Source organism: Pseudomonas sp. PS01297 (assembly GCF_029959305.1).
Classification (GTDB): Bacteria; Pseudomonadota; Gammaproteobacteria; order Pseudomonadales; family Pseudomonadaceae; genus Aquipseudomonas; species Aquipseudomonas helleri.
On record NZ_JASCPQ010000008.1, the window covers coordinates 47893 to 74076 of the forward strand.

General features: G+C 59.1%; 22 protein-coding genes. 18 read left to right on the plus strand and 4 right to left on the minus strand.

What is annotated here, in order from left to right; all coding sequences use genetic code 11:
• The first annotated feature begins 224 nt into the window (after positions 1-224).
• The 18 genes from QMX84_RS04880 (at position 225) to QMX84_RS04965 (ending at position 22143) form a co-directional block, all read left to right on the plus strand.
• Positions 225-1172: a siderophore-interacting protein gene (locus QMX84_RS04880; RefSeq protein WP_282363323.1), complete on the plus strand. Its 948-nt coding sequence runs from the start codon at positions 225-227 to the stop codon at positions 1170-1172.
• Positions 1173-1459: 287 nt separating this feature from the next.
• Positions 1460-1990 carry a fimbrial protein gene (locus QMX84_RS04885; protein ID WP_206540855.1) on the plus strand — a complete coding sequence of 177 codons (531 nt, stop codon included), beginning with the start codon at positions 1460-1462 and terminating at the stop codon, positions 1988-1990.
• Positions 1991-2078: 88 nt separating this feature from the next.
• Positions 2079-2804, plus strand: coding sequence for a molecular chaperone (locus QMX84_RS04890; RefSeq protein ID WP_282363324.1), 726 nt, complete (start codon positions 2079-2081; stop codon positions 2802-2804).
• An 18-nt stretch (positions 2805-2822) separates the two neighbouring features.
• Positions 2823-5462 carry a fimbria/pilus outer membrane usher protein gene (locus tag QMX84_RS04895; protein WP_282363325.1) on the plus strand — a complete coding sequence of 880 codons (2640 nt, stop codon included), beginning with the start codon at positions 2823-2825 and terminating at the stop codon, positions 5460-5462.
• 44 nt (positions 5463-5506) lie between these two features.
• Positions 5507-6823 (plus strand): fimbrial protein, encoded by a 1317-nt coding sequence (locus QMX84_RS04900; protein ID WP_282363326.1) that lies wholly within the window; start codon positions 5507-5509, stop codon positions 6821-6823.
• Positions 6824-6831: 8 nt separating this feature from the next.
• Positions 6832-7575: a molecular chaperone gene (locus QMX84_RS04905; protein WP_282363327.1), complete on the plus strand. Its 744-nt coding sequence runs from the start codon at positions 6832-6834 to the stop codon at positions 7573-7575.
• A 75-nt stretch (positions 7576-7650) separates the two neighbouring features.
• A complete protein-coding gene (locus tag QMX84_RS04910; RefSeq protein ID WP_282363328.1) occupies positions 7651-10476 on the plus strand; it encodes an ATP-binding protein in 2826 nt (941 codons plus the stop codon).
• Complete coding sequence (locus tag QMX84_RS04915; RefSeq protein WP_282363329.1) at positions 10463-11659, plus strand: EAL domain-containing response regulator; 1197 nt, start codon at positions 10463-10465, stop codon at positions 11657-11659. The genes QMX84_RS04910 and QMX84_RS04915 overlap by 14 nt, the downstream gene beginning before the upstream one ends.
• Before the next feature lie 114 nt (positions 11660-11773).
• Complete coding sequence (locus QMX84_RS04920) at positions 11774-14995, plus strand: hybrid sensor histidine kinase/response regulator (RefSeq protein ID WP_282363330.1); 3222 nt, start codon at positions 11774-11776, stop codon at positions 14993-14995.
• A 26-nt stretch (positions 14996-15021) separates the two neighbouring features.
• Positions 15022-15669 (plus strand): response regulator, encoded by a 648-nt coding sequence (locus QMX84_RS04925; RefSeq protein ID WP_153334820.1) that lies wholly within the window; start codon positions 15022-15024, stop codon positions 15667-15669.
• Between the two features lie 313 nt (positions 15670-15982).
• Positions 15983-17194: a PepSY domain-containing protein gene (locus tag QMX84_RS04930; protein WP_282363331.1), complete on the plus strand. Its 1212-nt coding sequence runs from the start codon at positions 15983-15985 to the stop codon at positions 17192-17194.
• Complete coding sequence (locus tag QMX84_RS04935) at positions 17191-17733, plus strand: thiamine pyrophosphate-binding protein (RefSeq protein WP_153331885.1); 543 nt, start codon at positions 17191-17193, stop codon at positions 17731-17733. The genes QMX84_RS04930 and QMX84_RS04935 overlap by 4 nt, the downstream gene beginning before the upstream one ends.
• A 35-nt stretch (positions 17734-17768) precedes the next feature.
• Complete coding sequence (locus QMX84_RS04940; RefSeq protein ID WP_282363341.1) at positions 17769-18068, plus strand: hypothetical protein; 300 nt, start codon at positions 17769-17771, stop codon at positions 18066-18068.
• Positions 18065-18619 (plus strand): DUF6162 family protein, encoded by a 555-nt coding sequence (locus QMX84_RS04945; protein ID WP_282363332.1) that lies wholly within the window; start codon positions 18065-18067, stop codon positions 18617-18619. Before QMX84_RS04940 ends, QMX84_RS04945 begins: the two co-directional genes overlap by 4 nt.
• A 34-nt stretch (positions 18620-18653) precedes the next feature.
• Positions 18654-19598, plus strand: a complete 945-nt coding sequence (locus QMX84_RS04950) for a metal ABC transporter substrate-binding protein (RefSeq protein ID WP_153334824.1) — start codon at positions 18654-18656, stop codon at positions 19596-19598.
• Positions 19595-20350 (plus strand): metal ABC transporter ATP-binding protein, encoded by a 756-nt coding sequence (locus QMX84_RS04955; RefSeq protein WP_282363333.1) that lies wholly within the window; start codon positions 19595-19597, stop codon positions 20348-20350. The genes QMX84_RS04950 and QMX84_RS04955 overlap by 4 nt, the downstream gene beginning before the upstream one ends.
• The gene (locus QMX84_RS04960; protein WP_048368854.1) at positions 20347-21246 is read left to right on the plus strand and encodes a metal ABC transporter permease; all 900 of its coding nucleotides are present in this window, start codon (positions 20347-20349) and stop codon (positions 21244-21246) included. The genes QMX84_RS04955 and QMX84_RS04960 overlap by 4 nt, the downstream gene beginning before the upstream one ends.
• On the plus strand, positions 21247-22143 hold the full coding sequence (locus QMX84_RS04965; RefSeq protein WP_262123988.1) for a metal ABC transporter substrate-binding protein: 897 nt from the start codon (positions 21247-21249) through the stop codon (positions 22141-22143).
• A gap of 68 nt (positions 22144-22211) precedes the next feature.
• On the opposite strand, the gene QMX84_RS04970 is transcribed toward QMX84_RS04965, so the two are convergent.
• The 4 genes from QMX84_RS04970 to QMX84_RS04985 all read right to left on the minus strand — a co-directional run bounded on the left by QMX84_RS04970 (position 22212) and on the right by QMX84_RS04985 (position 26097).
• Positions 22212-22433 (minus strand): MbtH family protein, encoded by a 222-nt coding sequence (locus QMX84_RS04970; RefSeq protein ID WP_048389352.1) that lies wholly within the window; start codon positions 22431-22433, stop codon positions 22212-22214.
• Positions 22434-22490: 57 nt separating this feature from the next.
• On the minus strand, positions 22491-23882 hold the full coding sequence (locus QMX84_RS04975) for an aspartate aminotransferase family protein (RefSeq protein WP_282363334.1): 1392 nt from the start codon (positions 23880-23882) through the stop codon (positions 22491-22493).
• Positions 23883-24097: 215 nt separating this feature from the next.
• Positions 24098-25423, minus strand: a complete 1326-nt coding sequence (locus QMX84_RS04980; RefSeq protein WP_282363335.1) for an ATP-binding protein — start codon at positions 25421-25423, stop codon at positions 24098-24100.
• Entirely contained in the window at positions 25420-26097 is a 678-nt protein-coding gene (locus QMX84_RS04985) for a response regulator (protein WP_282363336.1), read from the minus strand. Before QMX84_RS04985 ends, QMX84_RS04980 begins: the two co-directional genes overlap by 4 nt.
• Positions 26098-26184 lie beyond the last annotated feature (87 nt).

Sequence of the window (26184 nt, forward strand, 5' to 3'; positions counted from 1 at the left end):
ACGGAACGGATGAAGCGGGGGGAAAATTAAAAGGCCCGCGAGCTTGACACATGCCCTGTGGGAGCCGGGCTTGCCCGCGATGCAGGCGACGCTCACTTATCTGTTACACCGCGCCGATATCATCGCGGGCAAGCCCGCTCCCACACCATAAGCCACCCGGGCTTAAATTTATTCCCGGGCAGCTCGTTCTATACAGGTCTCCAGCTCATTGATGGGTGCTCTCCATGTCTCCCGCAGCTTTGGTGCAAACCCTGCGCAAACGGCTCAGCAAACCGACCGGCTATCAACTGTTCGACATTCACCTCAAGCAGCGCATTGCCTTGAGCCCTTCACTCACGCGTTTTGTGTTTACGGGCGAGGATGTGGCGCTGATGCACACGCTGGCCCCCGATCAGCGGGTCAAGCTGTTCTTCCCCAGCGCCAATGGCAGCGCGCCCGACTTGCCCAAGGTTGGCGACTGGCAAGCCGCGCGCCGCACACTGAAGCCCGAGCACGCGCCGCCGATGCGCACTTACACCATTCGCGCTTTACGCCCCGACATAAACGAACTGGACATCGACTTTGTACTGCATGGCGAAACCGGCCCCGCTTCGCGCTGGGCGGTGCACGCCAGGCCAGGCGACCCGTTACAAATAGTCGCCCCCAACGCCGCCTACCACGCCGACCCCGGCGGCTATGAATGGATGCCGCCGCAGGGCGTGCGCAAAATCTTGCTAATCGGCGACGAAACCGCCCTGCCGGCCATCGCCGGCATCCTCGAACAACTGGCCAGCCATCCCGACGCGCCCCAAGTCCAGGCGTTTATCGAAGTGCCCGAAGAGGCCGATTGCATGCCGCTGCTCTGCGGCGTGCACACCAAAGTGCACTGGCTGCCCCGCCTCACACTGCACAAGCAGCATGGCGAAGGCATGATCCTCGCGGCCCGCGAACTGGCGAGCTTGCCGCCCACCCGGGCCAACCTCAACGACAGCTCAGCATTGCAAGAGCTGGACCTGAACAGCCAGCGCCTGTGGGAACTGGCCAGCGCCAAGCGCAGCGAGTTCTATGCCTGGGTGGCCGGGGAATCCGCAGCGGTCATGGATATTCGCCGGTTTTTCATCAATGAATGCGGGCTTGACCGCAACGGGCTGACGTTGATGGGCTACTGGAAACTGGGACGTTCGCTTGAGTAACGCTTTGCTGCAACCGCGCTAAAACCTCCTCTCCCAAAACCACAAAACTGCGCCTGGCACATCTGCCGGGCGCAGCTTCGTGGCGTCTTCCCATGGTCAATCAGCACGCACTCAAGGGCCTTGCGCAAAGCGGTGCCCGTGGTTTTTAAGAATCGTCTGATTACTCCTGGTGGTGATTTTTCTTACTGTTGTCAGGCCTGGTCAAGGCCCGCTTATGCCAAGCAAGGCGAGTGCGGGACAGCGTCAGCACATCAGCACCACCACCTCATTTCATCAGGAGTTTCATCGTGAAGCGCATTGCTTTGATCCTAGCTACTACCTTCCCAGTCATGGCTTTCGCAGCCTCCCAGAACACCATCACCTTCAAAGGTCAGGTTTCCGCTCAAACCTGTTCCGTCACTGTCAACGGTAACGCTGCCAACCCAGTGATTCTGATGCCTACCGTCAGCACTGCTGCGCTGGCCGCTGTAAACAGCAAAGCCGGGGAAACACCTTTCACCATCGGTGTCAGCGGTTGCCAGGCTCCGGGTGCAGGTAACACCTTGGCCATTAAAACTGCATTTCTGGGCAGCAACGTGACCAGCGCCGGCAACCTCGTCAACGCAGGCACCGCAGCCAATGTGCAGGTTCAATTGCTCGACGGCGCGGGCGGTGCTGCCGTAACGCTCAATGGCATCACTTCAGTCGCTGGCCTGGTCCTGAACGGCACAGATACCAGTGCCAGCCACGATTTCGCCGTGCAATACGTCAGTGAAGCCGGCACTGCTGGCGCCGGTACCGTTTCTGCTACCGCGCAATACGCACTGGATTACCTGTAAGCGAAATACATTGCCGGGCCTCTGCGCCCGGCAGTTCCAGCCCCGCCCTTTCAAGTCGCAAGTTTTGCGCCTGATGGACGAAAAACCCATGACTCGCCTCAATAAAATTGCCTTAAGCCTGGCTTTGGTACTGGGGGCCGCTATGCCCCATTTTGCCAATGCCAGTGTCGTAATGACCGGCACCCGTGTGATCTATCCGGCTCAAGCCCAAGAAAAAGTGGTGCAACTGACCAGCCAGGATGCCTACCCCAATCTGGTGCAAATGTGGGTCGACAGCGGTAACCCCGAGGCCACTGCACAAACGGCCGAGGCTCCATTTATCGTCAGCCCGCAAGTCTTTCGCATGAACCCCAATGCCGGCCAGGTCGTGCGCGTGGTGTTTACCGGCAACAACCTGCCAAAGGACCGGGAGTCCTTGTATTACCTGAGTTTCTTGCAGGTACCTGCGATGAAGGCCAGCGAACTGCAAGCCAACAAGTTGCTGCTCAGTGTCAGCAGCCGAATGAAGCTGTTTTATCGGCCTCAAGGCTTGGCCGGTGACCCCGAGAACCTGAGCAAGTCTCTGGATTTCAAAGTACAGGGCCAATCCATCATCACCACAAACAACAGTGGCTACTTCGCCATCGTGCGCAACGCACAGGTGGTCAGCCAAGGCAAAAAACAGCCGCTGAAAACTGCTGAAATCGTGGCCCCGCTTAGCCAGGCGCAATGGACGCTGCCAGCTGGCACCAGCGCTCGCGCGGGCGACTCGCTGCAACTGACCTTGGTGAATGACTTTGGTGCCGATGTAACCACAGTTTTGCCTCTGCATTGATACCCCAGGACGAACGTCATGACTGCGTATCACGTTTCAAAACTCAAGAAGGACCTCAGGGTTACGAAACTCCGCCATGTTCGCGGTTTCGCTGAGATAGTGACGCTCGCAACCGCCAGCCTGCTGTTTAGCGAGCTGGCGCAGGCTCAGACAGACAGCCTGGCTTCGAATGACCCTTATGTGTTTGACGACAACATGCTGTTTGGTGGTGGTTCACTGTCGCGGTTCAACAAGGTCAATGCCATGGAGCCTGGGCAATACAAGGTTGACCTTTTTCTCAACGGCCATTTTGTCGACCGTGTCGAGCTTAAATTTGCCGATCAGGGCCAGGGCGACGTTGAACCTTGCCTGCCCGCTTCATTGCTGGAGAGTTCAGGCGTTCTCGCCAGCTCGATTGATGATGCCGACAACAGCCAATGCCTGGTGTTATCCAAGGTCGTGAAAGGTGGCACCACGGCGTTCGACTTTGGCCAAATGCGCCTCGACCTGAGCGTTCCGCAGAGCTTGATGCTCAATACTCCGCGTGGTTACGTGGCCCCGCAAAACCTGGATTCAGGCAGCACTATCGGCTTCGTCAATTACAGCGCCAGCCAATACCACGTCACCCGCACCGGCAGCTATGGCGGCCACTCCGACTCTTCTTACCTGGCGCTCAACAGCGGCCTGAACGTCGGTATGTGGCGTTTTCGCCAGCAAGGCAACCTGCGTTACGACACCGACGCCGGTAAACACTGGAACACCACGCGCACGTATGTGCAGCGGGCTCTGCCGGATATTAAAGGCGACATGACCGCTGGCCAGGGCTTTACCTCGGGCCGATTCTTTTCGGGCCTGAGCTATACCGGCGTGGAGGTTGCCTCCGACGATCGCATGCTGCCCGAGTCCATGCGCGGGTATGCGCCCACGGTGCGCGGCATTGCCAAGACCAACGCCCAGGTGATCGTGCGCCAGAACGGCAACGACATCTATCAGACCACCGTGGCGCCAGGTCCCTTCGAGATCAGCGATCTGTACTCGACCAGCTACAACGGCGACTTGCAAGTGTCGGTCATTGAAGCTGACGGCACCGTCAGTACGTTCACCGTGCCGTTTTCGGCGATTCCAGAATCACTACGCCCCGGCCTCTCCCGCTACAGCGTGGCGGTGGGCCGCACCCGGGACCTGGGCGACCACGACCCGTTCGGTGAAATGACCTATCAGTACGGTCTGACCAACAGCATCACCGCCAACAGCGGCCTGCGGGTTGCCGAGGGCTATCAGGCGTTCGTGGTCGGCGGTGTCTATGCCAGCAGCATTGGCGCATTCGGCCTGGACACAACCTATTCAAAAGCTGACCTGCCTAGAGAAGGCAAGCTGGATGGCTGGATGGCGCGTCTGTCCTATAGCCGTACCTTCCAACCGACCAATACTACGCTTTCGATTGCCGGCTACCGTTACTCCACCGAAGGTTACCGAGACCTCGGGGACGTGCTCGGGGTTCGCGAAGCGTTGCGCAATAACGAGACCTGGGAATCGACGAGCTACATGCAACGCTCGCGCTTCGAAGTGTCGATCAATCAAAGCCTCAACCAGTATGGCAGCCTGTTTGTCTCGGGCTCGACCCAAGACTACCGCAGCGGACGTGAGCGCGACACCCAGTTACAAATGGGCTGGGCCAACACCTTGAGCAACAACGTCAACCTCAACCTGTCGGTCTCCAGACAGCAGACCGGCAGTTACTTGAACCGCCAGAGTGGCGGCTTCAACGACCAACTGGGCAACTCGGTACCCAACAACGGCGTGGGCACAACGCGCAGCCCTGGCAGCAACGAGACCGTGACCATGCTGTCGGTGTCGTTCCCGCTCGGCAGCCCGGCCAAAGCCAACGTGCCGACCCTGAGCACGTCGGTGACACACAGCACCAACTCGGGCAATCAGTACCAAACCTCCCTGTCCGGGACACAGGGGGATGACCAATCGCTGAGTTACAGCATGGACGTGTCCCATGACGCGCAACAAAAACAGAACGTGTGGAGCGGCAACGTTCAAAAGTACCTCCCCAACACATCGCTCAGTGCCAGCGCGTCCAAAGGCCAGGATTACTGGCAAGCCTCCGGCAGCGCCCGGGGCGCCCTGGCCATTCACAGCGGTGGTGTCACGTTCGGGCCGTATCTGGGCGATACCTTTGCCTTGATCGAAGCCAAGGGCGCCAGCGGCGCAACCGTGATGAACGGCCTGGGCTCCAAAATTGACAGCAACGGCTATGCCCTGGTGCCGGCACTAACGCCCTACCGTTACAACACCGTGGCCATCAACCCGGAAGGCATGAATGAAAAAGCCGAACTTGATGACGGCCAACGCCGTGTCGCGCCGTTCGCCGGGGCAGCGGTCAAAGTGGCGTTCAAGACCCGGCTCGGTAATGCGATTCTGGTCAAGGCGCAACGCAGTGACGGTCAGGCCGTGCCGATGGGTGCCGACGTTCTGGATGACAGCAACAGTGTCATTGGCATGGTTGGCCAAGGCAGCCAGGCGTACCTGCGCACCGAGAAGCTCAAAGGTGCACTGACCGTGCGCTGGGGTGATGGCCCTGACGAGCGCTGCACCATGAACTTTGACCTTGCCCAGCAGGATGTCAGCCAGGCCCTGATCAAGGTCAACAGTGCGTGCCGCATCCCATGATGCCGCGCACTTCCCTCAAGACTTCTTCTCCAGACGAGCGAATCATGACTCTATCTCGCCCCTTGCTGTCTCTGCTGTTGCTGACATTGAGTGCGGCAGTGGTGCCGGTGGCTCAAGCCACTTGCACCCGCATCTACAGCGGCGTCCAGGTTTTGGATGGCAACTCGGCACAGCTGCCCTTCGGCCGGGTCAACCTGACCTCCACCTACCTTCAACCCGTGGGTACGCCCTTGGGGTCGGTGGTGGTCTCCCCCGCCTCGGCACCGGGGCTCAACAGCGAAACTGTGCTGTGGCAATGCGACCTCAGCGATGCCAACGATATCTATGAAGTGTTTGCCACCAATGGCGATGACCGTGTGGGCGGCTACTGGGAAATTGGCAACGGTGCCGGCACTACGGTCAACGATGGCTTGCCCGGTTACTACGCCACCTGGTTCCCCTATGTCGGGGTCAAGCTGACTCACTTGAACTCGGGGCGCGTATTCACCCGTTACTGGCAGCAATCAAAAATTACCCAGTACGACACCGTAGGCAACAAAATCCAGATCAAGGCCAAACACCTCAGCATGATCCAGGCTGACCTGGCCCGCGTGTCTAGCCGCCCGCCAAACTCGGGCTCGGGCAGTAACTACTGCTGGGACAACGCGGCTACATCAGGCAGTGGCGTTTACACCTACAACTGCACCCAGCCCAACGGCTATGTGGTCTTCCGAGGGGGCGGCATTTATTCAGACCCTATTGGGTCAGACGCCAACACAGCGATTGCTTTTTGGGGGCAATACAACGGTATTGCTCTTGGCATGCGCTCGGCCTCATCCATCAGTTACACCGCAACCTGTGTAGCGCGAAACGTGACGCCCGTCGTGAGTTTCATGCCCATTACGGCTTCAGAGCTGAATCAAGGCATCACCCGCAGCAGCAACTTCACCATCAACCTTGAGTGCAGCAACGATGCACGCTCCGGCACGGCGACCAATCAAACGGCGCTGGGCATTCAGGTGGCCTACAACGCCTATGCCCAGGCGCAATCTCTGGGGTTGCTGACCAGTGGTGGCGGCGTCAGTTACCTGGTGTCCAACGGTTACGGGACTGACCCGTCAGTGGCCACCGGGGTGGGGATCAGCTTGAACAATGCCAGCAATGGTACGGCGATGAACTTTCTTGGCTGGTCGAACACCGGGACCGGCGCGACCGGTGGCTGGTACCCGGTACTGGCGGGGGCCAGCACCACGGGCAGCAACCTTTCGGGGTACACCAGCTACTCGCAGACCATCACCGCGACCCTCGGCACCTTGCCGGGCAAGCGCGCCACACCCGGCAAAGTCGATGCCACCGCGTACGTGCTGGTGAAAGTGCAATGAGCCGGTTCATGTTCGTCATTATGCTCATCGTTGCCGCCCTCGGGCTGGGCACGGCGCATTGTGTCCAGGCCGGGATCATGCCCGAGCAGACCCGCCTGATCATTCATGAAGGCGATTCACAACGCTCATTGATGCTGGCCAATACCAACTCCTACCCGGTGGTGGTGCAAACCTGGATCGACAACGGTGAAGGGACTCAGGCCCCCGAAAACGCCAGCAACGCCATGCTCGCCCTGCCCTCGGTATTTCGCATGCAACCGGGCGCCGTGCAGGGCTTGCGGATTGTTTACGACGGTAGCCCGCAACCCAAGGACCGCGAGTCGGTGAGTTGGCTGAATATTTACGAAATCCCCCCGACCAAGACCGAGGTGCCGCTTGCCACCACTCAGGTGGCCGTGGCCATGAACACCCAGATGAAAGTGTTCTATCGCCCGGCCAACTTGCCCGGATCCCCGGAAAAAATGGCGGCGGCGCTGACTTTCAGCATCGAGCGTCGCGGGGATGGCTGGGTACTGTTGTGCCACAACCCGACGCCCTTTCACGCGTCATTCTCATCGCTGCGCCTGAGCGTTCAAGGCCGCGAGTTGCCGGTGTCCAAGACCCTGGACATGATGGCGCCGCCGCTCAGCGACAAGGTCTACGCCCTGGACGGATTCAACGCAGGTGCGATGACCTCGGTCGGGGTGAATTACACGCTGATCGATGACGGTGGCCATTATCAAGACGGCGTCAGTCAGGCGCCCATACGCTGAACACAAGGTAAAAGACGGTGACGTTTAGGAATCGTCTTATTACCCAAAACAGGGGGATTGATTACTTTCCCCCGGATGAAACTAAAACAATTTATCCGCCCTTTCGACGCCTCATTCTCGACTCCCAAAGCGGCCAGAAAACTCCTTCACCTGTTTGCCATCGCCCTCACGGGCGGTGTCATTGCCATTGCATTCAGTTATGTGCGCACCACGCTGAATGATGAAATTTCCGCACGCCGCAGTGACATGAACCAAGGCGTTGCCGAAGCGCAGCTGTTTTTTGTCAGCCGTGAAATGCTCCTGAAAAGCCTGGTGTTGTCGGCGGTCAGCAACGTCACCCAGCCGACCCCGAACAGCAATGAAGTACGCACCGAAGAGGTGCACATCGTTTTGGGTGACAGCCGCCATAACTGGAGCCTGTGGCTGACCAACCGAATGCGCGACTACCTGCGCCAGCATCAGGTCAATCTGTTGTACGTCTCGGACAAAGGCCAGCCGACAGTCACACGCTTATTCAATGTCACCTCATCACCGGACAAGGTTCCCGACGTTGTACTGCGTCAGCTTATGGCTCAGACCCAGGGTGATTTCTCGTTGCGCGACGATGTGTGGTTGCGGGATGCCTCGCTCACCGATTCGCCCTTGTATGCCTTTTCGCGGCTGGACGACCGGGTGCTGGGCTCGGGCTGGCTCGGCCTGGAAGTTCAGGTCCCGGACATGGTGGCTGCTCTGCATCACGAAGGTGCTGGTGACTTCATGTTGCTGGACGGGCGCGGCAATGTCCTGTTCAGCAGTTCAGACGAACCCGTGGGCAATCTGCGTCATCAACTGCAAGCGATTCGTTCATTTGGCTTTATAGGGACCGGGCTGTTCCCTGAAAAACTGGCCATACGCAAACGCATGGATTACTCCGACTGGCAAATTGTCTATGCCCTTAATATCAAATCGCTGTTACCGGTGCTTGCAGGTCCGCTGTTGATCTCCACCCTGCTCTGCAGCCTGTTCGCCTGGCTCATGCTGTGCCTTGTTCGGCGCATAGACCGGCGCCTGATTACTCCGGCCAATGACCGCATCGAAGGGTTGATCGAAAGTGAGGCCTTCAGTCGTACGGTTATTCATATCGCTCCCGTGGCCCTGTGTGTCCTGCGTCGCGTGGATGGCAGCGTAGTCCTGGAAAACTCACTCGCGCAGCAATGGCTGGGAGCCGGTCACGAACGCAATCAGTTAAGTCGGGACTGGATCAAACGAGCCTTTGAAGATGTAGAGCAAAACACCACCGATGAATTCGAAATGGCCGATGGCCGACACCTGTACCTCAGTTTTGCCCCCACACGCTACAAGCGTGAGGATGTACTGATTTGCGCCTTCAGCGACATCAGCGCCCACAAACAGGTCGAGCTGGCACTTGAACAGGCGCGGCAATCAGCAGACAGCGCCAATGAAGCCAAAAGCCTGTTTCTGGCCACCATGAGCCATGAAATACGCACGCCGCTGTATGGGGTGCTGGGTACTTTGGAGCTGCTGGGCCGCACTGAGTTGAATCGCCAGCAACAGAATTACTTGCAAGCTATCGAAGGTTCGTCGGCCAATTTATTGCAATTGATTTGCGATGTGCTGGACGTTTCAAAAATCGAAGCCGGCCAATTGTCACTGACCCTCAACCGTTTTTCGCCCGTGGAACTGATTCAGGGTGTGGTCCAGAGCTATGCCGGCGCAGCGCATGCCAAAGGTGTGCAACTGTTTGCCTGCATTGACCCCAAAGTGCCGGACTGGCTGAACGGTGATGCCTCGCGCATTCGCCAGATTCTCAACAACTTGCTCAATAACGCCCTGAAGTTCACCGATCATGGACGGATCATCTTGCGCCTCAAGCTCGATAGCCGTGACGACGAACGCGTCACCCTGAACTGGCAAGTCAGCGATACCGGCAAAGGCATCAGCCTGGAAAACCAGCGGTTTCTGTTTGAGCCCTTCTATCAGGCCAGCGGCTCCACCAATGTGGTCGCGGGCACCGGCCTGGGGTTGTCCATTTGCAAGCGCTTGATGCATTTGATGAATGGTTCGATGCGCGTCGTCAGCGAGCCCGGGCTCGGCAGCAGCTTCACCTTGCAACTGCCGCTTGAGCAGTTGAATGCGCAGCCCACAGACCCTGGCTGCCAGCCTCTGCTGGCCGAAACGGTCTACGTGGTCGCCACCGTGCGCGAATTGGCAGAAAACTTCTGCGGCTGGTTGAACCGTTGGGGCGCGCGCGCTGAAGTGCGACGCCCTGGCCTGCTCGCCTACACCCCCGGCGCAGTGTTGCTGGAGTTGCATGTCGGGGCGTTTAAATATGCCCTGGTTCCGGGCTGGCAGGGCCAAAAAGTCATCGCCGGAACGGAGGACTATGTCTGCACGGAGTCGTCCAGCAACCATCGCCACGTCAATCTCAACAACTTGTCCGACGTGCATCACGCCGTCAGCGAGGCCCAGGGGCAATCCATGGTTCAGATCAACGCACTCACTGAAAATCGCCTGGATGGGCATCTGGGTATTCATGTTCTGGTGGCCGAAGACAACGTCATCAACCAACTGATTTTGCGCGATCAGCTCGAAGACCTCGGTTGTACAGTCGAACTGGCGGGTGACGGCCAGGAGGCCCTGGCGTTATGGCGCACAACGCCCTTCGACCTGGTCCTCACTGACGTCAACATGCCCCGTATGAATGGTTACGAACTGGCTGCCCGGCTGCGTGAACTGAACAGCTCGATTCCAATTATTGGCGCCACGGCCAACGCCATGCTCGAAGAGGCTGATCGCTGTCGGGCAGCCGGCATGAACCAGTGCCTGATCAAACCTTTTTCAATGCGCGCGCTTTACACCTGCCTGCTGGCCTACAAGAGGAACGCTGATGAAGCCCTATAAGGTACTCATTGTTGAGGACCACCCGTTTCAACATGAGTATTTGCTCAAACTGTTCCGTAACGACGGCGGGTTTGAAGTGGACTCTGCCTGGAGCGGCTCTAGCGCTTTGAACCTGCTGCAACGCTATGAATACGATCTGATGGTCAGCGACCTGTTCATGCCGGAGATGGATGGCGTGCAACTGTTCCAGAAAATCACTTCACTTAAAAAACGCCCGGCCATTGCCCTGATGAGCGTTGCTTCGCGGCGCCTGTTGGTCAGTGCCGGGCTTTCGGCGAAAAACCTGGGGTTGAAAGTTGTCGGCCTGATCTCCAAACCGGTCGTGCCCAATGCGGTGATCCAGCTGCGCTCGCGCCTCGATGCGCTGGCCAGTCAAGCTCAAGAGTACGCAACGATTTCTCTGAGCCTGGAGCGCAATACCCTGCTTCAAGCCATGAGCAATGGGCAGATACAAGCGTGGTTTCAACCTAAAAAGTCCCTGCGCACCGGCAAGATCTGCAGCGCCGAAGCCTTGGTCAGATGGTGCCATCCCACTCTGGGCGTACTGCCGCCCAGTGATTTTTTGGGCGCTATCGCTCAGTTCAACCTGGAGGACGCCCTTGTCGGTTTGATGTTGGAGCAAAGCCTCAAGGCCCAGGCTCTCTGGCGCAGCGAAGGGTTTGATGTGCCCGTTTCAGTCAACCTCCCCACCCATTTGCTCGACAGCAATGATCTGGCTGATCGCCTTTACCAGAAGGTACTGGACGCGGGTGCCGAACCGCAATCGATCTGCTTTGAACTGATGGAAAGCTCGACCACCGAGAAAATCAGCAACTTTTATGCTGGCGCCTGTCGCCTGCGGATGATGGGTTTTGGCTTGGCTCAGGATGATTTCGGCAAAGGCTACAGCTCGTATTTCAACCTGGTGTCCACGCCGTTCAGTGAACTGAAAATCGACCGCTCACTGGTTCACGGCTGTCTGGAGCGAGAAAGCCTGGCGCTCGCCCTGGAAAGTATTGTCGATCTGAGCCACAAGCTTGGCCTGATTGTCACGGCAGAAGGCGTTGAAACCCAGGAAGAGCTGGAGTTCCTGCGCCGTATCGAGTGTGACCTCGCTCAGGGCTTCATCATCTGTGCCGCCATACGCTCCGACGATTTCATTGAATTGTTACTCGAAGATAGCCCTAAGCCAGCACTTACCTGAATCACTGCTGTCTATTCATTCAGTTGCACCTCTCAAGCGCTATCCTGTCGGGTTTAATCGGCTGTTAGCGCCTTCCCTAAAGCACCTTTTACTTAAGCCTCTACGGTGTGAACCATGAAGTATGAAAGCTCGCGCCTTCGAGCATTGGCCACCAGCTCACAGCGGCTCAACAAAATGTTGTTGCTGCTGACCAGTCTCGCCCTGTTGCTGGTGAGCATGAGCTATTGGGCCGTAGGCCGGGTATTTGAAGAAGAAAGCGACAAGGTCGACTTTCATTTTGCGCGTCTCATCGAAAGCATTCATGAGCACGAGTCTTTCTTGAAGCTGGCAGCACAGGGGTACAGCCGTGCCCATCAGAATGTGGTCACGTATGTGCAGCCCTTCTCCAACAAGCTGATCATGCTGGGGGACGATGAAGAGGTCTATCAGGTGAAGGGGCTGGCCATGTCCATTCCCTTTACGCTGGCCAAGCGTAACGAATACTCGGATGAGGCCATGCGCGGGGCGCTCTCGTGGGGGGTGCAACTCACTGACTTCTACAGTTCATTCTGGGCGAGTTCGTTTTACTCATCGCCGCAATTGTTCATGTTCTCGCCTTCGCCACAATTCAATGTCGCCATTCCCGGCGTGGGCAGTTCACGCCGCCAGCTCCTGCTGGAGAAAAGCAATTTTTTCGAGGTGACGCAAAGCCTTTACACAAAGCTTGCGGCTGAGCGCAATAAACTCAGCGAAACCCATGTGGGCTGGATGCGCGCACCACATGGCCTGTTCCAGGACACCAAAACAATTGTTGGCTACATTGGCATCGACCTGACCAATGAGGTGATGCCCTCGGGGAAAGATCAAGGGTTGTCGATCCTGACCGCCTTGCTCGATGCCAGTGAAATCAATGAGCTTGAACGTTTATTGGTCCGCCCGATCAACAACCGTTTCACCCTGATTTCGCCCGAAGGCGATGTGTTGCTGGGTGAGCCAAGCCGAGTGGAGGACGTGAGCGATGGCTTCAGCCTCGATCGTTATGGCCTGTGCTTCAAGCTCAAATCCGCGGGTGACAACCCGTGGGTGGGCCTGTACAGCATCAGCTATGAGAACTTCTTTCGTTACGCGCTATGGCCGCTGCTGGGCGTAATAGGGTTGTTCAGCCTGTTGTTGATGGTGGGCTGGCGTATTACGCGCTGGTTTCGTACCCGCATTGTTGAACCGGCAGAACGGGCCAACCAATCCTTGATTGAAAGCGAGGCGTTTAACCGGGTCATTCTGGAAAACGCCCCTGTGGCGCTGTGTGTGGTGCAACGCAACAACAACCAGGTACTGATCGAAAACCAGCGTGCCATGGAATGGCAGTGCACGGCCGAAATGATCAACGTGCTCAAACTCGATCGTCGCACCAATATTCAGGGCGAAATGCACATGGAAGTCGCCGGCCGCTATCTGCAAGTGTGTTTTGTCTCAACCCGCTATAAAGGCGAGGACGTGGTGCTCTGTGGCTTTAACGACATTACCCGTCACATTGACCAGACCAACCTGTTAAACAAGGCGCGGCGCTCGGCTGACGAGGCCAGCCAGGCCAAGACCCTGTTTCTGGCCACCATGAGCCACGAGATACGCACCCCCTTGTACGGTTTGCTGGGCAACCTTGAATTGCTGGGTTTGACCGACCTCAACAAGCGCCAGCGTGACTACCTGAGCACGATTGAACGATCGTCCTCGGTGCTGTTTCAGTTGATCAGCGATGTGCTCGACGTCTCCAGGATCGAGTCCGGCCAGATGTCTGTCGAGTCGGTCACTTTCTGCCCGCTGGATCTGTTCGAAGATTGCATCCGCGCATACTCGGCGGCGGCGACCAATAAAGGCTTGAAGATTTACGCCTGCGCTGACGGCACGTTGCCCGCCTTGATGCTGGGTGACCCCGGGCGAATCCGGCAGATCATCAACAACCTGCTGAGCAATGCGATCAAATTCACTGAATCAGGGCAAATCGTGTTGCGGGTCAAGGTCGTCGAGCAAGACGACACATACGCCTCGCTGCAGTGGCAAGTGTCCGACACCGGTGTCGGCATCAGCGAGAAAGCACTGGCAAACCTGTTCACGCCGTTCAATCAACTGTCCGCAAACAACATTGCTGGCGGTGCCGGGCTGGGGCTGTCGATCTGCTCGCGCCTGAGCGAATTGATGGGCGCGAGCCTGCGCGTGGTCAGCGAACCGGGGCTTGGTAGCAGTTTTTCACTGAACATACGTTTACCGATCATCCCGGGAGAGCTGCCAGACTGCCGCGATATCGACATTCAGGGCATGCCGGTGCGCGTGCTGGCGCCGCTCAAGGAGCTGGAGCAAAGCCTGATCGACTGGCTCAATCGCTGGGGAGCCTACGCCTTGCCAGCCACACAGGAAGCCGTGGACGACCCGACCCTTACCCTTCTGGAAGTCACAACCCAGGCAACGGGCGCTGTTGCGCACAGTGAGCGGGTGATCATCCGCGGGGCTTCGCCTGATAAAGACGGCAACAGCCCCCAGATCCTGGAGATCAACAGCTATGACATTCGGGCAATCGGTCGCGGCCTTACCTTGATTTTTCAGGGGGCCAGACCCACTAAACGGCTTGAACACCCATTGGCCCCGGTACGTATCGGCTTGCGCATTCTGGTGGCAGAAGACAACCCCATCAACCAGGCCATTCTTCGCGAACAGCTGGAGGCGCTGGGGGCCGAAGTCACCACCGCCGACAATGGCGAACAGGCCTTTAAACTGTGGAATGCGCTGGATTTTGATCTGGTGATTACCGATGTGAACATGCCGTTCATGAATGGTTATGAGTTGGCCCAGGCGCTGCGTCAGCAAGGCGCGGACATCCCTATTCTCGGCGTCACGGCCAATGCCTTCCGTGAAGAGGGCAAGCTTTGCCTGGCCGCCGGCATGAATGCCTGGGTGGTCAAGCCCCTCACGCTCAAGCAACTGCGCGAGACCCTGACCACCTGGTGCCCGACTGATGCTGCGACCGCGCAAGCCCCGTCAGCACTGCAACCCGGCGACATGGACAACTGGATTACGTTGTCTGCCCAGATGCGCCAATTGTTCATCGACACCATGAACGAAGACTTGCTCAACACCGAGCGGGCGTTGCATGCCAAGGATGTACAGGGTCTGGTGCGCCACTTGCACAGGATGAATGGATCGCTGGCTTCGGTTCGCGCCCAGGCCCTTTGCGCCGCCTGCAATCATTTGGAATTTACCTTGCACAGCCACCCTCTTACTGACGATACCCGGCGCGAGCTAGTGGCTTTTATGTCGCGACTTCGCGCTGCTCTGCTCATCCTGAGCGAAGACCTTATCACTTAAGAGTTTCATTGAATGACAGGAAGCTCATGCTAGAAATCAAAGTCGTGATCGCTGATGACCACCCCATCGTGCTGTTTGGTGTACGCGAAATCATCATGCGAGACCCCCGGTTCAAACTCGTTGCCGAGGCCACCAATTCAAGCCAGTTAATTGCTCAGCTTGAGCAATACCAGCCGGACGTTGTGATTACCGATTTCAATATGCCGGGCGATGCGACCTATGGCGACGGGCTCAAGCTGATCGACTACATCATTCGCAAGTTTCCCCACATTCAGGTCGTGGTCTTGACCATGATCTCCAATAACCTGATTTTGTCGCGTTTGCATGAGTTGGGCGTGGCGGGCGTTATCCAGAAAAATCACCTGCACGAGGAAATCCTCAATGCCCTGGCGGCCGTTGCTGCCAACCGCAACTATCAAAGCCCGGCTCCGGCGCCGACCTCTGTGCTCATGAATAAACAGGAGGTCGATGAGCGCTTTGCCAGCCTTTCCCCGCGTGAAGTGGAGGTGCTGCGCATCTTTGTTGCCGGCTACAGCGTCAGCGAAGTGGCGCGCTTGCTTAAACGCAGCGTCAAGACCGTCAGCGCGCAAAAGGTATCAGCCATGCGCAAATTGGCGGTAGAAAGCGATCAGGCGTTGTTGACCTACTGCATCAAGGCAGGCCAGTTTCAGTAACGCGCACTCTGGCTAAACCGCTCACGCGTATTGCTCGCAGGTTTAGCCAGTGGCCTTTCGACAAACAGCTCCGCTGCGACCGGTCCCGGGTAAATTTCAAACGGTTCTCAACGTCTATCAGAAGCAGCAGTGGGCATTGCGCTCACACTTCCTGATTTCTGCCTGTGAGCGTTCCTGGCCAGCCCCGCCGAATACCGAAACACTTTTTTACAACTCTACCTTCGGGTTTTCGACATCTCATACGTCCTACATGGATAGCAATCGCATTCTCAGTTGCGATTAAACATGCTCAGCCGTGAGTCTGCCGTTCCCCATGTCCAAAAAATCCCGCTCCAAGGTCTGGTTCCTGGTCCACAGCTGGTTAACGCTGCCGATCTGGTTCTTTGTATTGATTGTGTGTGTCACCGGCACATTGGCGGTGGTCAGCCAGGAGATTGTCTGGCTGGCGACCCCTGAAGCCCGTGCCACACAGCCTTCAAGCGATGCTCCGTTGCTCACTTATGAGCAGGTGTTGAGCGCCATTCACAAGGCTGAACCGGCGCTGGCGGTGCAGTCGATCAGCCGCCCGGATGAGTCGCATTTTGCCCTGGTCGCCAGCGTGGTGTACCCGGACGGGCGCTCGCCGGCGCTGTACATCAACCCGTATACAGGAGCCATTCAGGGCGAGAGTTCTAGCTTTGACTTCCGCCAGTTCACCCGCGCCCTGCACGGCTGGTGGCTGGTGCCGTTCACCAACGGATATAGCTGGGGCTGGTACTTGGTGTCTTTCCTCGGCCTGCCGTTGCTGGCGTCGCTGATTACCGGGCTGGTGGTGTACAAAAAATTCTGGAAAGGTTTCCTCAAACCCACGCTGCGGTTAAAACACGGCGCGCGAATCTTTTGGGGCGACTTCCATCGGCTGTGCGGGATCTGGTCGATCTGGTTTATCGCGGTGATTTCCATCACTGGCGTGTGGTTTTTAATTCAGGCCTTTATGTTCGATAACCAGATTTCAATCTCGACTGCGGGCAACCCGCCGGTCGTGGCGCGTCAGGATGTGCCGATCATGCCGGACGGCCAACCGGCGCCGATGATCAACCTCGATCAGGCCGTGAGGATTGCCGCCGAGAGCATTCCCGGCCTTGAAGCGAGCTTTGTCAGCTTGCCAAGCAACGCCTACGGCCATATCGAAGTGGGCGGCCCGGGCTGGTACCCGCTGCTGTTCCAGACCGCCGACATCAACCCGTACAACGGCGTCATCGAAGGTTCGCGGATGATCGCCGACCGCTCCGGGCTGGAGCTGGTGACCGAGTCCATGCGCCCGCTGCACACCGGTGATTTCGGTGGGCTGTGGGTCAAGCTGATCTGGTTCTTCTTCGGTCTGGTGCTGAGCATGATGGTGTTGAGCGGCCTGCTGATCTGGACCAAACGCACCGCACTGGCCACCGCCAACGCGCTTAAACGCAGCCATAAACCCGCCCGTGTACCGACCGGCAGGCAAACCGTCACCGCGCGCAGCGCACAGCCCGAGGAGGCCAATGTATGAGTAAGGCAGCGGCGGTAGCGCCCTCTTCTGCACTGGGTCGCTGGTGGCTCAAATGGCGGTTTCACATCAACATTCTGTTGTTGCTGATCCCGCTGGGCTTTATGCCCAAATATTTTCATGAGGCGTCACTGTTTCGGGGTGACAGCGGCCTGGGCGAGCGCGAAATCGGCACGGTGCAGGTTGGCCCCTGGAGCCTGCGACTGGCAGAAATGCGCAATGAGGGCCCACGCCCTGATGGCCCCGCTGGCTATATGAAAAGCTTCACTGCTGCCCTGTGCGACACCTGCATCGACCAGGTCAAGGCGGCTTATTTACGCATCGGCAAACCGCGGAGCTTGCGCGCTGCCGGGGTGATTTTTTTCGGCACGCCGTACCGTATGGGCGCCACCTTGCCGATCCCGGAACGTACCAAAGACGATGCTGAGTTGTGGATCACCCTTGAGGGCTGGGACGGCTCAATGCATCAGGCATCCATCCCCCTGAGCGAGGCCTCACCGGCAACCATGGCCTGGCTGGCTCAGCAAGGAGGTAAACGATGAGTTCGCACCTGTTCAAACACCCCGCACGCCGTGTCATGGCCGCGGGTTTTGTGGCCTTGCTGGGGTTCAGCGGCCAGGCCCTGGCGCACAACCCGATGTGTGAGTGCAAAAGCCTGGGCGACGACCAGATCCGCTGCACTGGTGGGTTTTCTGATGGCAGTGGCGCACCGGGGGTGACGCTGGATGTGATCGGTTATGACGAAACCATTCTGGTGCCCGGCAAGTTGGGCAGCGATTCGACCCTGACCTTCAAACGCCCGGATGGCGAGTTCTACGTGCTGTTTGACGCAGGCCCCGGCCACATTGTTGAAATCGACCAAGCCGATATCGAATGAATACTCACGTCGTGCGCCCGGCCGGTGCCGGGCATGAAACCCTTTATGTGCTGCTGTTGTGCCTGTTGATTCTGTGCGTCGCGGGGTCGGTTGTGGCCTGGCGTCACGAGTCCCATGAGGCAACCTCAGTGGCGGCCCACCAGCTGGATGCCCGGCTCGATCTGAATGCCGCCGAGCAAGGAATCTACGCTGATCTGCGGGTCACCCTGGACGAGATCAACCTGCTGCACGAAGAAACCGGCGCCCTGCCCCAACCCGCGCAGTTGGCCGAAGAGGGCTTCGCGCCTTTTGCCAGCGACGCCAGCTCGGAAAGCCGTGGCAACCATGCCTGGCAATTGCTGGGCGACCAGGCCTACTTGGGCGTGAGCCCCAACCCTGAGGTGGCCGGCTCGTTCTTGATGCGCATCAGCGAGCAGCCCGATGTGTGGCTCAACCGCAACAGTAACGTCAGCGCCCCCACCGACTTCAGCGATGGCGCCTTGCTCCAGAACGGCTGGAAGCAAGTGATCGCCCAATTCGATGCCGGGGTGACTCGCCAGCATCGGCACTGAACCCACCGCTTTACCTGAGAGAAGACTGCTCGCCATGTCCATTTCATCTGTGTTTCGACGCCGCACCTTGTTGCTGGCCGGCCTCCTGGCCCTCTGCCTTTCACCTCTGACGCACGCTGAAACCGCCGCCCCGGCGCCGCTGGCCAAACCGTTGCGCATTGGCATCACCTTGCACCCGTATTACAGCTACGTGAAAAACATTGTTGGCGACAAGGCTGAAGTGGTGCCGTTGATTCCGGCCGGTTTTAACCCGCACGCCTATGAACCCCGCGCTGACGACATCAAGCGCATCGGCACGCTGGACGTGATCGTGCTCAATGGCGTAGGCCATGATGATTTCGCCGACAAGATGATCGAAGCCAGTGAAAAACCGGACATCCCGGTCATCGAGGCCAACCAGAACGTACCGCTGCTGGCTGCCACCGGCACCGCCGCGCGGGGCGCTGGCAAGGTGGTCAACCCGCACACCTTCTTGTCGATCAGCGCCTCGATTGCCCAGGTCAACAACATCGCCCGGGAACTGGGCAAGCTCGACCCGGCCAACGCCAAAACCTATACCGCCAATGCCCGCGCTTACGGCAAGCGCCTGCGCCAGATGCGCGCCGACGCCCTGGCCAAACTCACCGAAGCCCCCAACGCGGATTTGCGGGTCGCCACCGTGCACGCCGCCTATGACTACTTGTTGCGCGAATTTGGCCTGGAAGTAACCGCCGTGGTTGAACCCGCCCACGGTATTGAGCCGAGCCCCAGCCAGCTGAAAAAGACCATCGACCAACTGCGCGAGCTGGATGTGAAGGTGATCTTCTCCGAGATGGACTTCCCGTCGACGTACGTTGAGACCATCCAGCGCGAATCCGGGGTCAAGCTGTACCCGCTGTCGCATATTTCCTATGGCGAGTACACCGCCGACAAGTACGAAAAAGAGATGAACAACAACCTCAATACCGTGGTCAAGGCGATTCAGGAGTCCGGGGCATGACGGCGGCTGAACCTCTTGCGGTGCGGGCCCGCGGGCCGGGTGTGGAATTTGATCAGGTATCGCTGACCTTGGGCAGCACGCCGATTCTGGACCGCGTCAGTTTCAACATTCAGGCGGGCAGCGTGCATGCGCTGGTAGGCCCCAATGGCGGCGGTAAAAGCTCGCTGATCAAAACCCTGCTCGGGCAAATGCCGCATCAAGGCGAGTTGCGCCTGAGCTGGAACGGCGAGCCGGGGTTGATCGGTTATGTGCCCCAGGCGCTGGAATTTGACCGTGGCTTGCCCATGACCGTCGACGACTTCATGGCCGCCATGTGCCAGCGGCGCCCGGCCTTTATGGGCTTGTCGCGCAAGGTTGCCCCGGCCATTGGCGATGCGCTGGAACGGGTGGGCATGCAACACAAACGCAAGCGCCGCATGGGCGCCTTGTCGGGCGGTGAACGGCAACGGGTGCTGCTGGCCCAGGGGCTGATCCCGGCTCCGCAATTGCTGGTGCTGGATGAGCCGATGTCGGCGCTGGACGAAGCCGGTGCGCAGGTGTTTGAACGTTTGCTCAACGACTGGCAGCAATCAGGCGTCACGGTGGTGTGGATCGAGCACGATCTGGCGGCCGTCAAACGTCTGGCGGATCGCGTCACCGGGCTTAATCGCCAGGTGCTGTTCGACGGCCCGCCTGCGCAAACCCTTAGCCCTGAGCGCCTGTTGAGCCTGTTTTCAACCCACCCTAAAGCCTTCGGGAGCGCCCAGCCATGAGCTATGAAGCCTTCCGTTTGATGATTCAAGGTTGGGCCACCGCCGGGTATTTGCCTGAGGTGCTGGCCTACGGTTTTGTGGTCAATGCGCTGCTCGCCGGTTTACTCATCGGCCCCGTGCTGGGCGGGCTCGGCACCCTGGTGGTAGTCAAGCGCTTCGCGTTCTTTTCCGAAGCCGTGGGCCACGCAGCGCTGACCGGGGTGGCCATCGGCATCCTGCTCGGCGAACCCTACACCGGGCCTTATGGCAGCCTGTTCGGCTATTGCCTGCTGTTTGGCATTTCGCTCAATTACCTGCGCAATCGCACAGGCCTGGCCCCAGACACGCTGATCGGGGTCTTCCTCTCGGTGTCATTGGCGCTGGGCGCCAGCCTGCTGCTGATTCTCGCGGGCAAGATCAACATCCACATCCTTGAGAACGTACTGTTTGGCTCGGTGCTGACCGTCAACGGCAACGATCTGTTGGTGCTGGCGGTGGTCGGTGCGCTGGTGCTGGGCCTGAGCCTGCCGCTGTACAACCGCATCATGCTGGCCAGTTTCAACCCGCAACTGGCCGCCGTGCGCGGGGTGGCAGTGAAATCCCTGGATTACCTGTTTGTGATACTGGTAACGCTGATCACCGTGGCGGCGGTCAAGGTGATCGGAGCGATTCTGGTGGGCGCCCTGCTGGTGATTCCGGCCGCTGCAGCGCGCTTGCTCAGCCAGTCGTTGAAGGGCTTTTTCTGGATTTCGGTGCTGATCGCCACGGTCAGTACCTTGTGCGGGATTTTGCTGCCTATCGTTCTTGACCTACCGATTCCGTCCGGCGCCGCGATCATTCTGGTGGCCGGTATCGCCTTCGCCCTGGCCGCCATTGCTCGTGGCGTGGTGCCAAGCCTTAAAGGGAATATTGGATAAATGTTCACGCTGCGCAAACTCACTCTGGCAATTGCCATCACCGGCCTTCTTAGCACCCCGCTGCTGGCCGCCACCCCGGCACCGCAACCGGTGCGCATTCTCGCCAGCTTGCCGATTACCTATGGCTTGAGCGAGCTGCTGCTCAAGGACAGCGGCGTGACCCTTGAACGCGCTGCGGCGGCCAACCTGCCCGGCAGTCGGCAAAGCGCCTACTTCAGTGGTCGCGGCGCCCCGGCCCTGCAAAAGCTTGCAGAAAATGCCGATGCGGTGGTCGGCCTGCGCTCGCTGTGGAGCGACGACCCGCTGTACCCGATGGCCCGACGCAGTAATATCCGCATCGTCGAAGTAGACGCCGCACGCCCGGTGGACGGCAGCTTACCGGGCATTGCCGTGCAACCTGGCGTACACAGCGATGGCCTGAATAGCCAGCCGTGGCTGTCCAGCAACAACATGGGGCGTATGGCCGACGTGATTGCGGCGGACCTGGTACGTTTGGCCCCCGCAGCCAAACCCAAGATCGAAGCCAACCTGGCCGAGCTGAAACAGCGCCTGCTCAAACTCAGCGCCGAGAGCGAGTCACGCTTGGCCAAGGCCGATAATTTAAGCGTCGTGAGTGTGTCAGACCGGCTGGATTACTTGATCAGCGGGCTGAATCTGGAACGCGTTGACGTGGCCCATAACAGTGAAGACCCATGGACACCGCAAGCCCTCAAGGCGCTGACGCAAACCCTCAAGGACAACGAGGTGGCGCTGGTGCTGGACCATCGCGAACCTTCACCCGAGTTGAAGGCAGCGATTACCGAAGGCGGCAGCCAACTGGTGGTGATCGGCGCTGACGGCGCAGATCCGGTGGCGCAGTTGCAGAGCAATATTGATGCGATTGTAAAAGCCTTGTAACGCGGTTGCTCGCGATCTTTTCAAGGTCAAAAGATCGCGAGGCAAGCTCGCTCCTACAGTGATTGCGCTTAGTGCGTGGCCACTGCATCCATCTTCTGGCGCAGGCTCAAGGGCCGCATGTCGGTCCAGACTTCTTCGATATACGCCAGGCACTCAGGCTTGAGGCCGCTTTTGCCCACGGCGCGCCAGCCGTTGGGGATGGCCTTGTAGTCCGGCCATATCGAATACTGCTCCTCATGGTTCACCACCACTTGGAAGAGGATGTCGTCGCGGTCAAATACTGAACTCATGTGCGGGTCTCCGTCGCTGTAAAAGATATGAATCTAACGAGTGATCACGGGCAGAAATTAGAGCCGGGTGATCGCTGCGGCCATGGCATTGCCAAAGATGGCCGCGACCTGGTCGATTTCACTGGCGGTGATGATCAGCGGCGGCAAGAAGCGCACCACGCTGCCCTGGCGCCCGCCCAATTCCAGAATCAAGCCGCGCTTCAAGCATTCACGCTGCACCAGCGGCGCCAGCCGGGCAAAGGCTGGCGGGTGGCCCAAGGCGTCGGGGCTGCCGTTGGGGTCAACCAGTTCAACCCCCAGCATCAGGCCGCGACCGCGAATATCGCCCAACTGCGGGAAGTCGCGCTGGAGGATGTGCAGGTGCTCGCTGAGGCGCTCGCCCATGGCGGTGGCGTGCGCGGCGACGTTGTTTTGCTTGAGGTAGCGCATCACCGCCGAACCTGCGGCCATGGCCATCTGATTGCCACGGAACGTCCCGGCATGGGCACCCGGCAGCCAGGTGTCGAGCCACTCGCGATACACCACCACCGCCAACGGCAAGCTGCCGCCAATGGCTTTGGACAGCACTACTACGTCCGGGATGATACCGGCGTGCTCAAAGGCGAACATTTTGCCGGTGCGGGCAAAGCCGCTCTGGATTTCATCGACGATCAGCGCCACGCCCGCTTGCTCGGTAATCCGGCGCAACCCGCGCAGCCAGTCGAGATCTGCCGCAATAACGCCGCCCTCGCCCTGCACCACTTCGACAATCACCGCCGCCGGTAGCTGCACACCAGCTTCCGGGTCGCTGAAGAGGTTTTCGAGGTAATGCAAATTGGCCTGCACGCCCTGCTTGCCGCCCAGCCCGAACGGGCAGCGGTAATCGTAGGGGTACGGCATGAATTGCACGCCATTGCTGAGCAAGGCGGCCAACGGCTTTTTCGGTCCCAGGCTGCCCATCAGGCTCAAGGCGCCCTGGCTCATGCCGTGATACCCGCCGGTAAACGACACCACGGTGTTGCGCCCGGTGGCGGTGCGCACCAGTTTCAGCGCGGCTTCGACGGCATCGGTGCCGGTCGGGCCGCAGAACTGAATCTTCGCTTCGCTGGCCAAAGCACCGGGCAGCAGGCCGAACAGGTCTTGAACAAACTGATCTTTGACCGGAGTGGTGAGGTCGAGAGTATGCAGGGGCAGTTCGTCACTCAGCACCTGCTGGATGGCGGCGATCACGACCGGGTGGTTGTGCCCCAGCGCCAGAGTCCCGGCACCGGCCAGGCAATCGATAAAGCGGCGGCCCTCAACGTCTTCAACGTACAAGCCCTTGGCACGCTTGAGGGCCAGCGGCAGGCGCCGCGGGTAACTGCGCGCATTGGACTCCTGGCGGCTTTGACGGGCCAGCAACGGAGACTCTTCAAACTCGTACAGCGTTTCAACCGGATGATTTTCAGCAAGGCTGGTAGCGACTGACATTCCTGGGACCCTCAATACGCCGATGAGATTGACCAAAACATTCCTGTTTTGAAAACGCATCAGCGTGGTGAGGATTTAGCCAAGCCCCGAAGTTTCCCGGTTTCTGTAGCCGCTGCCGCAGGCTGCGATAAGGGCCGAAAGACCTTCACCCCATAGAACAGGGCCGCTTCGCGCCCCATCGCAGCCTTCGGCAGCGGCTACAAGGATCGAGGTGTTCAAACCGTCTGCAACGGCATGCGCAGTTCAACCCGCAAGCCATCGGCCTGGCTGTCGAAATTCAGCTCGCCTGCACACCGTTCAACAATGGCCTGCACAATCGCCAGGCCCAAGCCGCAACCGTTGCTGTTGCCGTTGCGCCAGAAACGTTGGGTCATGTGTTGCAAGGTCTCAGACGCGAGGCCGGGGCCGTGGTCACGCACCACGAACACGACGTGGCTGCCCTCGGCATGCACCTTCAATTGCACTTGGGTGTCCGCCGGGGTATGGCGCAAGGCGTTGTCGAGCAGATTGCGCAAAGCGGCGATTGCCAGTACCGAAGGCACGTGCAGACGGGTGTCCGGGAGGTCATCGGCCAGTTGCAAATGCACACGGTCAGCCGCGCCGCTGGCCGCGTCGTTGATGGCCAGACGCGCCACTTGTTCAGCCGAACACTCTACGCCGTCATCAAACGACAAGCTGCCTTCAACCCGCGCCAGCAGCAGTAACTGCTCAAGGGTCCGGTGCAAACGGTCTGCCCCGGCTTCGGCGTGGGCCAGGGACTGTTCGCGCGCCGCGCCATCGGTCATGCGCGCCACTTGCAGGTGGGTTTTGATAGCGGTCAGCGGGCTGCGCAGTTCATGGGCGGCATCACCGGTCAGGCGCCGCTCACGTTCGATGGCTTTGGCTATTCGTGCCAGCAACTGGTTCTGGGAGTCCAGCAACGGCTTTAATTCGCTGGGCAGCGGGCTGATTTGCAGTGGTTGCAGCGAGTCGGCATCGCGGCGCATCAGGGCATCACGCATACGATTGAGCGGCGCCAACCCTTGGCCGAGGCCCAGCCACAACAGCAGCAAGCACACGATCAAGGCCATGCCCACCGGCACCGAGGCGGCGAGCAGCACAGAAAGGTTCAGGGCTTCGCGCTCGACTTGGCGGTCGGCGGTGGTAATGCGCACATCGCCCCGGTCGAGGGTGAACGTGCGCCAGGCAGCGCCATCAATGGTCTGGTCATGAAAACCCGCCGACTCGGAGTGCATCGGCTGGTCAGGGTTATTGTGGCTGCGGGCCAGCACTTCACCGCGCAACGAACTCACCTGGCACGCCATACCGCCCGGGATGGTCAGTTGTTCCGCGCTGAAATGAGTACCCTCGCCCTTCACCGGCAACTGCGGCAATTGCTCAAGCAGCCCCGCCACCATGCGCGCGGACGCCACCAGACGCTGGTCCAGGGAGAACATCATTTGCTGACGCAAGTCACTGAGCATCCAGGCCGCCGCCAGCGCCCAGATCAACACAAACGCCGAGCCAATGGTCAGGCTCAAACGCAGACGCATGCTCATCATGGTCGCTCGGCACCGTCGGCAGTGCCCAGACGATAACCGAGGCCGCGCACGGTTTCGACGATACCTTTGCCCAGTTTGGAGCGCAGGTGATGGATATGAACGTTCAGGGCATTGCTCTCCAGTTCGTCGCCAAAGCCGTAGATGCTGTCTTTGAGCTGCTCGGCCGACAACACGCGCCCACGGTTATGCAGCAAAGCTTGCAGCAGCGCCTGCTCACGTCGCGACAGGTCGACCGGCTGACCGCCCAGTAAGGTAATGCGGCGGCTGGGGTCGTAGCTCAATTGCCCGTGCTCGATCAAATTGACGCTGCGCCCGGCCACCCGGCGCAACAAGGTGTGCAGGCGGGCAGCCAGTTCACGCAGGTCAAAGGGCTTTAGCAAATAGTCATCGGCCCCGGCTTGCAGGCCGTCCACCCGGTCGGTGACCGAGTCACGGGCGGTCAGCACCAGCACGGGCAGTGCATAGCCTTGATGACGCAGTTGCTGCAACAGCTTGAGGCCGTCTTCGTCAGGCAACCCCAGGTCAAGCACCATCACATCAAACTCTGCGGCCTTGAGCATGGCTTTGGCTGCGCTGGCGGTGCCGACATGTTCAACCGTCAGCCCCTGCGCCGTCAGCCCGGCCACAATGCCGCTGGCAATCAGTTCATCGTCTTCGCAAACCAGTACGTGCATGCTCATACCCGCGTAAATAGGCTGATTAAAAAATCATGGGATTAAGGGCGGATTATCCACCCTATAAATGTAGTGCACCTGCTTTGT

Bases quoted from the DNA above. Each gene is read 5' to 3' on its own strand.
- QMX84_RS04925 (WP_153334820.1), top strand. From the start codon at position 15,022: ATGCTAGAAATCAAAGTCGTGATCGCTGATGACCACCCCATCGTGCTG.
- QMX84_RS04930 (WP_282363331.1), top strand. From the start codon at position 15,983: ATGTCCAAAAAATCCCGCTCCAAGGTCTGGTTCCTGGTCCACAGCTGG.
- QMX84_RS04945 (WP_282363332.1), top strand. From the start codon at position 18,065: ATGAATACTCACGTCGTGCGCCCGGCCGGTGCCGGGCATGAAACCCTT.
- QMX84_RS04950 (WP_153334824.1), top strand. From the start codon at position 18,654: ATGTCCATTTCATCTGTGTTTCGACGCCGCACCTTGTTGCTGGCCGGC.
- QMX84_RS04905 (WP_282363327.1), top strand. From the start codon at position 6,832: ATGTTCGTCATTATGCTCATCGTTGCCGCCCTCGGGCTGGGCACGGCG.
- QMX84_RS04975 (WP_282363334.1), bottom strand. From the start codon at position 23,882: ATGTCAGTCGCTACCAGCCTTGCTGAAAATCATCCGGTTGAAACGCTG.
- QMX84_RS04980 (WP_282363335.1), bottom strand. From the start codon at position 25,423: ATGATGAGCATGCGTCTGCGTTTGAGCCTGACCATTGGCTCGGCGTTT.
- QMX84_RS04960 (WP_048368854.1), top strand. From the start codon at position 20,347: ATGAGCTATGAAGCCTTCCGTTTGATGATTCAAGGTTGGGCCACCGCC.
- QMX84_RS04940 (WP_282363341.1), top strand. From the start codon at position 17,769: ATGGCCGCGGGTTTTGTGGCCTTGCTGGGGTTCAGCGGCCAGGCCCTG.
- QMX84_RS04880 (WP_282363323.1), top strand. From the start codon at position 225: ATGTCTCCCGCAGCTTTGGTGCAAACCCTGCGCAAACGGCTCAGCAAA.
- QMX84_RS04915 (WP_282363329.1), top strand. From the start codon at position 10,463: ATGAAGCCCTATAAGGTACTCATTGTTGAGGACCACCCGTTTCAACAT.
- QMX84_RS04900 (WP_282363326.1), top strand. From the start codon at position 5,507: ATGACTCTATCTCGCCCCTTGCTGTCTCTGCTGTTGCTGACATTGAGT.
- QMX84_RS04985 (WP_282363336.1), bottom strand. From the start codon at position 26,097: ATGCACGTACTGGTTTGCGAAGACGATGAACTGATTGCCAGCGGCATT.
- QMX84_RS04910 (WP_282363328.1), top strand. From the start codon at position 7,651: ATGAAACTAAAACAATTTATCCGCCCTTTCGACGCCTCATTCTCGACT.
- QMX84_RS04935 (WP_153331885.1), top strand. From the start codon at position 17,191: ATGAGTAAGGCAGCGGCGGTAGCGCCCTCTTCTGCACTGGGTCGCTGG.
- QMX84_RS04955 (WP_282363333.1), top strand. From the start codon at position 19,595: ATGACGGCGGCTGAACCTCTTGCGGTGCGGGCCCGCGGGCCGGGTGTG.
- QMX84_RS04895 (WP_282363325.1), top strand. From the start codon at position 2,823: ATGACTGCGTATCACGTTTCAAAACTCAAGAAGGACCTCAGGGTTACG.
- QMX84_RS04965 (WP_262123988.1), top strand. From the start codon at position 21,247: ATGTTCACGCTGCGCAAACTCACTCTGGCAATTGCCATCACCGGCCTT.
- QMX84_RS04970 (WP_048389352.1), bottom strand. From the start codon at position 22,433: ATGAGTTCAGTATTTGACCGCGACGACATCCTCTTCCAAGTGGTGGTG.
- QMX84_RS04890 (WP_282363324.1), top strand. From the start codon at position 2,079: ATGACTCGCCTCAATAAAATTGCCTTAAGCCTGGCTTTGGTACTGGGG.
- QMX84_RS04920 (WP_282363330.1), top strand. From the start codon at position 11,774: ATGAAGTATGAAAGCTCGCGCCTTCGAGCATTGGCCACCAGCTCACAG.